General features: G+C 59.1%; 4 protein-coding genes and 1 pseudogene. 3 read left to right on the plus strand and 2 right to left on the minus strand.

What is annotated here, in order from left to right; genetic code table 11:
* Positions 1–7: 7 nt before the first annotated feature.
* Complete coding sequence (locus tag BMW74_RS02650) at positions 8–943, minus strand: LysR family transcriptional regulator (RefSeq protein WP_093413211.1); 936 nt, start codon at positions 941–943, stop codon at positions 8–10.
* A 114-nt stretch (positions 944–1,057) separates the two neighbouring features.
* On the minus strand, positions 1,058–2,242 hold the full coding sequence (locus tag BMW74_RS02655; protein WP_093413214.1) for a cyanate transporter: 1,185 nt from the start codon (positions 2,240–2,242) through the stop codon (positions 1,058–1,060).
* Positions 2,243–2,547: 305 nt separating this feature from the next.
* On the opposite strand from BMW74_RS02655, the pseudogene BMW74_RS02660 reads away from it, so the two are divergent.
* From BMW74_RS02660 to BMW74_RS02670, 3 genes and pseudogenes are all read left to right on the plus strand, one after another.
* Positions 2,548–4,809: pseudogene (locus BMW74_RS02660) on the plus strand (type VI secretion system Vgr family protein); the annotation flags it as partial.
* 670 nt (positions 4,810–5,479) lie between these two features.
* The gene (locus BMW74_RS02665; protein ID WP_093413220.1) at positions 5,480–5,911 is read left to right on the plus strand and encodes a hypothetical protein; all 432 of its coding nucleotides are present in this window, start codon (positions 5,480–5,482) and stop codon (positions 5,909–5,911) included.
* 106 nt (positions 5,912–6,017) lie between these two features.
* A complete protein-coding gene (locus BMW74_RS02670) occupies positions 6,018–7,475 on the plus strand; it encodes a hypothetical protein (RefSeq protein ID WP_093413223.1) in 1,458 nt (485 codons plus the stop codon).
* The last annotated feature ends 159 nt before the right edge of the window (positions 7,476–7,634 follow it).

Below are 7,634 nucleotides of genomic sequence, written 5' to 3' on the forward strand. Positions count from 1 at the left end.
CCGTCGTTCAGATCAACTCGGGCTCGGCGCAGGCCTTGATGATCTGCTCGCGTAGCCAGGCGTTGGCGCTGTCCGTGTCGTTGGCCTGGCTCCATTGCATGTCCAGGGTGAACCCCGGCAAGCCGTTGGGCGCCTCGCACTGGCTGAACAGCGCATCGCTGGCCAACCCCTGTGCGATGCACCGTGGCATGGCCAGGATGAAGTCGGTGCCGACGATCAGCTTGAGTGCCGCGCTGTAGCTGTTGGCGCGCGCCACGACCTGGCGCTGCTGGTGTTGCTGCGCCAGCCACCCGTCAACCATGTTGGTGGTGGACGTCCAGGGCGTGGGGAACACATGCCGGCGCTCGACGAAGGTCGCCAGGCTCATGCGCTCTACCGCGGGCGCGGCGCGTTTATCGAGCACACACACCAACTCATCTTCTAGGAGCACCTGGGACTTGAAATCGCTGTGGTTGCGATGAAAGTTCGGGCCAAAGCAAATCACCAGGTCAATGCCGCCATCACGCAAGTCCTCGGCGGGGATCTCGGCTTCGAGCTTGTGCACATTGATGGTCACCGGCAGGTTGGCCTGGTTGAAGTGCTTCAGCAGGCGCGGCAGGACCCGTTGCTCGAAGTATTCCGGGGCGCACAGGTTGAACGTCACGGCCTGCCGGCCCGGGTCGAAGGCCAGGCCCTGGGCATGGCACAGGTTGATACTGTCGAGAATCCTCAGCACGTGGGGGTACATGCTGCTGGCCTTGTAGGTGGCGCGCATGCCGGTACGGGTGTTGATGAACAACTCATCCTCGAAACTGCCGCGCAGCTTCTTCAAGCAGTAGCTGACCGTGGACTGGCTGACGCACAGGGCATCGGCCACACCCGTGACGTTGCCTTGTTCAAACACGGCGACGAATACCATCAGGTCCTGCATGTCGAGCTTGCGAAGCGAATTACTGTTCAGCATCCAACCCATCTCGTTCGGCCGCCTGCGCCGGTTCAGCGCAGGCGTGCGTCGGGGATGCTAACGCAACGGGGGGTCAAGAAGAATGGGCTGTCGGCTTCATTCGCCGGCTGGCGATCACTCAATGTGCCTGGCGTAGTGCCGGGGATCGAAGCGCAGCACCATCACGATCATCAGCAGCGTCAGGGCGGTCAGCGACCACCAGGCCCATTCGAAACTGCCCAGCTGGTCGCGGATCATCCCGGCCAGCAACGGCGAGAGTCCGGCAATCAGGTAGCCGACGCCCTGGACGAAGGCCGTCAGGCCACCGGCGCGCTGGGGGTTGTCCACGTGATCGAGGGAGACGATCAGGCTCATCGGGAACAGCCCGCCGATGCCCAGTCCCAGCAGACTCGCCCACAGCAGGCTCAAGTGCTCGGGACTGAGGATCAGCCCGCAGAAACCCGCCATGATCAAGCCCAGCAACACCACCAGCACCGCGCGTTTATCGCGGCTGCGGTTGGCCAGGGCCGGGGCCAGCAGGCCGGAGATCACCTCCATCGCGGTCAGGAAACCCAGGAGCAGGCCGGCGCTTTGCTCGCTCCAGCCCTTTTCCACGTAGTACGGCGCCAGCCAGGCCAGCACGCAGGTGTAGGACGCAGTGCCCAGGCCGAAGAAGATTGCCAGCAGCCACGCGCGTCGATTGTTGGCGAACGACGCCTTGCGCGGGGCGTGCGTCGCTTGCCTTGGGATCGTCGAACGTTGCCCGTACCAGACCAGCAACGCCAGCAGCGCCAAGGCCGCCCAGATCGCCAGGCCCACGCGCCAACTGCCGGTGCGGGCCATCACCAGGGGGGCAAACGACGCAGCAATCGCTGCGCCGCCCATGATCGAGGTGACGTAGAGCCCCATGAACAACGAGACGTTGTCGCTGAAGCGGGCTTTGATCAGTGCCGGCATCAACGCCTGGATCAAGGCAATGCCGATGCCGGCCAGCACGGCGCTGAGGATCAGCTCGACGGCACCATCGAGGAACAGTCGCGAGGCGGTGGCCAGGCCGATGATCAGCAGCGACAGCACCACGGTGCGATGTTCGCCCAGGTGCCGGCTGACGGCCATGCCAACGAACATCGCCAGTCCCATGGTCATCACCGGCAACATGGTCAGCAGTGAGGCGAGGCTGAAGCTCAGTGGGATGTCGCTGCGAATGCCGGACAGCAGTGGGCCCACGGCGGCCATCGAGGGGCGCAGGTTGAGTGCAACGAGGACGACGGCCATCAGCAGCCAGGCGGTGGGGCGGGTGGTGGTGCGGGTGATTTCCATGATGAGGCCTTGGGGGAGCAAGGTTTGGATTAGGCGGTGTGTGGCGGTGATCGGCAAATCAGAAAGTCGGGGGAGGGTGCTAGAAATTAAATACGGGGCTGGGCGATGGCGTCGAAACCACCTATCGAGGTGCCTGGAATGAGCTGGCGTAATTGGACGTTCGGTACAAGGCGTTCTTTAGTCACCTAATGTAGGTTAAATCTGCAAACTAGATAGGACTGTTCCTGATCAGCCATCAGGGTCTAGAACTCCTCCCCTGAGATGATTCATCGTTCACGGCCCTTTGCCGCCATGGACGCCTGCATATGCCCATCCCCCTGCGCACGTTGTTCGATCATTCTCGCCACACGCTCGTTATCAAACAGCTCGATGTAGCGCTCGACGTCCTGGCGTTCGAAGGCGAAGAACGCCTCAGCCAACTCTTCACCTACCGCATTGAGTTCACCAGTCCCGAGTGCGATATCCGCGTTGAGCAGATACTCAACCGCGATGCCAGTTTCAGCCTGTATGCAGCGCCAAAAAAGCTCCCCTACCGTGGGGCGACGGTAGCCGAGGCCAAGCCATTGCGGGTGCTGCATGGTGTGGTTAGCGGTTTCAAGCGCCTGTCCGGTTCCAGGGATGAAGCACGCTACGAAATCACCTTGCAGCCACGCCTGGCCTTGCTCGGCCGGGGCAAGCAGTACCGCCTCTATCAGAACCAGTCGGTGCCGCAGATCGTTGAAAGCATCCTGCGCAATCGCCACGACTTGGAGGGCCAGGACTTTCTGTTTCACCTGCACCGCGACTATCCCCGGCGCGAGCAGGTCATGCAGTACGGCGAAAGCGATTTGGCTTTCATCGGCCGGTTGCTCGCCGAGGTCGGCATTTGGTATCGCTTCACCAGTGACGAGCGCCTGAGCATCGATGTGGTGGAGTTCCACGACCTGCAACGCGCCTACCAGTTCGACGTCGAGTTGCCCCTGCGCCCGCCTGCCGGCTTGAGCAGCGATCAAGACAGTGTGTGGAACCTGCAAACCCACCATCAGGTGGTGGAGAAACACATCAACATCCGTGCCTACAACCCCCGCGAGGCCCACGCCTGGCTCAACGCCGACGTCGACCAGAGCCGCGCCGCCGAAGGCACCTACGGCGAGGCCTACCATTACGCAGAACCCTACACCGTGCTTGGCGATAGCATTGACCGGGACATCGAGTTGCAAACAGAGAGCGGCTTTTTCTTCGCCCGCCTGCGCCACGAGCGCTACCTCAATGACCGTACGCGCCTGAGCGGCTCCAGCGACAGCGCCACCCTGGCGCCGGCCCAGGTGCTGACGGTCACTGGCGGCGCGCCCCAAGCGTTCGACTCACAGGTGGTGATCACCCACCTGAGCACCCGCGCCGCTCGCGATAGCAGTTTCATCGCGCACTTCCAGGCCATTCCCTATTCGCAAGACGTGTGCTTTCGCCCGCCGTTGTTGGCTAAACCGGTCATGGCCGGCACTGTCCCGGCACGGGTCGCCAGCCGAAGCAAAAACCCGGTCTACGCCGACACCGATCTGCAAGGCCGCTACCGCGTGCAGTTCCTGTTCGACCGCGACGACTGGGAGCCCGGCGAGGCCAGCATGTGGCTGCGCCAGGCCCGGCCCTACGCCGGCGACACCTATGGCCTGCACCTGCCGCTGATTGCCGGCACCGAAGTGGCCATCGCCTTTGAACACGGTGACCCCGACCGTCCCTACATCGCCCACGCCTTGCACGACAGCCAACACCCCGACCACGTCAACGCCCACAACGAACGGCGCAACGTGCTGCGCACCCCGGCCAATAACAAACTGCGCATGGAGGATCAGCGGGGCCAGGAGCACGTCAAGCTCAGCACCGACCACAGTGGCAAGAGCCAGCTCAACCTTGGGCATCTGGTGGATGCACAGAAGAAAAAGCGCGGCGAAGGCTTTGAGCTCAGGACCGATGCATGGGGCGCGATACGCGCGGGCAAGGGCTTGTTCATCAGTGCCGACCTACAACCGAAGGCGCAAGGCGATATACTCGATATGAGCCAGGCCTTGGCGCAGTTGGACGAGGCACTGCAACGGGTGCGCGGCTTGGCCTGCAATGCCGCCGCCGTGGGGGCGATGGAGCCCGATGCAACGGTGCCGGAGCACCTCAAGGACGCGTTGGGGCAATTGCGGGAGGCCGGCTTTCTTGTCTCCGCGCCGGCCGGCATGGCCCTGGTGACCCCGGAGCATATGCAACTGGCCGCCGGCCGAACACTCACCGCAACCAGCAACAACACCGACTTCAGCACGCTCAAGTGCTTCACCGTCACGTCGGGGCAAGCGATTGGCCTGTTCGCTCAACGCCAGGGCATGAAGTTCATCGCCAACCAGGGGGCGGTGTCGATCCAGGCGCAGAACGAGCGCATGGACCTGTTGGCCAAACAGGGCCTGGACATCAGCAGCACCGACGATGAAATCCGCATCACCGCCAAGAAAAAAATCACCCTCAACGTCGGCAGCAACTACATCACCCTGGACCCCTATCGCATTGAGATTGGCTCACCGGGTGAGGTCGAGATCAAGTCCCCGCACTTTGACTACATCGCCCAGGCGGGTCGCTTGAAAACCGCGCTTTGCGCGTTGGCATCGCCCTTGGGCGAGGCGTTCAACAGCCTGCAACTGAACTTCTACGGTGCCCACGCGCAGGCCATGGCCGGCGTGCCCTACACCCTGACGTTCGACACGGGCCAAGTGTTGCAAGGGACGCTGGACGAGCGCGGACATGCTCGGCATTACCCGGTTCCCGACAGTCCGGCACAGGTGGAGTACCAGTTGCCTGAGCCTGAGTTGGAACAGCCCTGGCCCGCTTATGACGTGTTGATACAGGCGTTGTCGTGGGACGTGCAGGAGTCAGGGCCTGGCGTCTGGGTAGTCAAGGAGTTCGACTATCTGGGCATTGCCAATGTAGCTATCGGGCTGCTCAACCGTGCGACAACCATGGGGGATCAAGGTCGGTTGGCTCTTAGCGATGGTAAGGATCTAAAAAACACACTAAGAGATGTTGTTCAAGAGTGGAAGCCACTTCCCAGAGATACACCTGAAACATTGTTAGAGAAGTCGGTGACGCATAAGTACGGAGCGATTAGACGTGTGCGGCAGCGTTTCCTGGAGGGTCATGATGAATGGGCGGTTGGTGGAAGTTCTTGGCGCTGGATGCCGGTGATTTCTAATAAAGAGTACGAGTTAAAGAATGAGGCTGGTCATGCGTAAGGATCATGTGTTTATGTTTTGGGGTTTTATGGATCTTACATATGTGCTGTGGGTCGTGTATGGAAGCCTGAGCCGCGGGCGGGTTCCACTTTATGACGATGTTGTTTCATTTTTACAGCTGGATGCGCAACATGGTTGGAATGTGCTGGTCTGGTGGTTTGTTGCTTCTGTGTCGCTGACAGTGTCTGTTGTGGTTACGATGGTGCTGTTTTTTAATAAGTGTCCAGTGGCGCGGGTGATTGCGTATTTTCAAGTTCCTTTTCGTCTTCTTTTTGTCGTGCCTTCACTGTCTTTTATTCCTTGGTTGTTGGGTGCTTTTGGTGTGCGGCAAGTGACTTTGGTTATTGCGATATTGTTGATTTGCGAAGCATTGAAAGTCTTCAGCCTATATCGCGTTGGTAGCGCTCGGGTACAGGAGGACTGACTGGCATGTACTCTTTTATGGCTCGTTTTGTAAGGGTTTGGCGTTGCCATTGTTACCTGGTGCGCGGTCAGGTACCGCTTTCAGTAAGTCGTGCAGTGGAGTGTCCATGAATAAAGAACTTGAGAACGCACTGGCGTTTTATGAATCTGCTCCGCCGGACGATTACTCCGGAATTGAAGGCAAGTGGCTTTGGTTTTGGGAAGTGCTGCAAGGGGATTTCCATGAGACCCCGAGCACGGCACAAGTTGTCACCGGCACGGTGATCTTCATGATTCCGCTGGTGGATCAAATCGGCGATGTACGTGACCTGATTGCCAATTGCCGGAAGATCAACAAAGACGGCAGTGATAGCTGGGCCTGGGTTGCATTGGTGTTGACACTCATTGGCTTGTTTCCGGTCTTGGGGTCGCTGGTAAAGGGCTGCTTTAAGGTGGTTGTCTTTCAAATTCGCCGGGAACTCTTTAAGGCTGCGAAACATATGCCGCGAATAGACGACGCGGTGATTGATAACAGTATTGGTTTGTTGAGGCGCCATTTGGACCATCCTGCTGTTCGTAAAACACTGGATGCGATGAAGATTCCTAATGCCTATCTGTATATGGCCACAAAGCTGAGTGAGTTGAGAAATAACCTGAGTGTCACGGCGTTATTGCAGCGCCTGGATGACTTGATGCAAGTCACGCGTCAGCTGTTTGATTCAATTATCAAGTGGGTGCCGCAATCGATGCGTGAGCGGATTGAGCAACTCTGGACGCTCATGCTGGATGTCAGGAGCAAGGCTGATGAAGGTTTAGGCAGGGCCTTGAGTCCGGCGCAGGACTGCCTTGATCGGATTATCAATCGTCTGCGAGTGGAGGGCGATAACGCTTATCGCGCCCTGCCGGGTAATAACACGCATGTGCTGGGGCAGCGAGAGGTGGCGGAGTTGGAGTTGATTAAGCTGAAGCGGCCAGAGTGGGTGGATAAGGTGAAAGGTGAGAAGCACTCGGCACTAGCAGATCTTCCGCCTAGTGCGTTGAAAAGTATTGCCGAAGGTTGGCCGGATGTTAGTTCAGCCTCCAAGAATAAAAGCTTGCGGAAGGCATTCAAGACTTTTCATAAGTCCATTGAAGCAGTTGAAGTTTCGCCGGGTAAGCGGATCTATCGTGTAGTGGATCCTGGCTCCGGAGACAACAGTATCTGCTGGATGCATGAGGCCGAGTTCATGGCTCTGCGATCGAAAAGCCAATGGCGTCGCGAATTCGCGGTCTGGAAGCATTGGAACGAGAACGGTGAGTACGTCATCTACACCGTACCGCCGGGCGACCCGCTCAAAGTCTGGCAAGGGACTACGGCGACGCAGATCTTTAAACCTGTACCAGGCTACAAGCTGGAAGGCGGCCGGCAGCAGATCGTACTGAATCCGGATGACCTTAGCCCCAAGTTCGTCAGCCCACGACAGAGAACGGGGTGGGGTTATGACGATGGTACCGGCGACATGCGCCTGGACCCATTCAAGCCCTATTTGGGGCTACCCGAATTGACCCATAAGTGGCACATGCCCGAAATCAAAAAGGAGCCTTGAAATGGCTGTTTTGCACCCCCTTGAATGCTATCTGCTGGAAACCTTCAGCTCCCCCGAACACTTCGCCGCCACCCGCGATGCAATCATCGAGTGGATCGATGCGCATGAGGCGGCTTATGCCCGCCTGCAAAGCCAACTCGACCCACGCCAGCGCAGCAA

The sequence above is a fragment of the Pseudomonas sp. ok272 genome (assembly GCF_900109995.1).
GTDB lineage: Bacteria > Pseudomonadota > Gammaproteobacteria > Pseudomonadales > Pseudomonadaceae > Aquipseudomonas.

What these genes read in the sequence shown, in the direction of transcription:
- BMW74_RS02665 (WP_093413220.1), top strand. Translation starts at nt 5,480, where the DNA reads ATGCGTAAGGATCATGTGTTTATGTTTTGGGGTTTTATGGATCTTACA.
- BMW74_RS02670 (WP_093413223.1), top strand. Translation starts at nt 6,018, where the DNA reads ATGAATAAAGAACTTGAGAACGCACTGGCGTTTTATGAATCTGCTCCG.
- BMW74_RS02655 (WP_093413214.1), bottom strand. Translation starts at nt 2,242, where the DNA reads ATGGAAATCACCCGCACCACCACCCGCCCCACCGCCTGGCTGCTGATG.
- BMW74_RS02650 (WP_093413211.1), bottom strand. Translation starts at nt 943, where the DNA reads ATGCTGAACAGTAATTCGCTTCGCAAGCTCGACATGCAGGACCTGATG.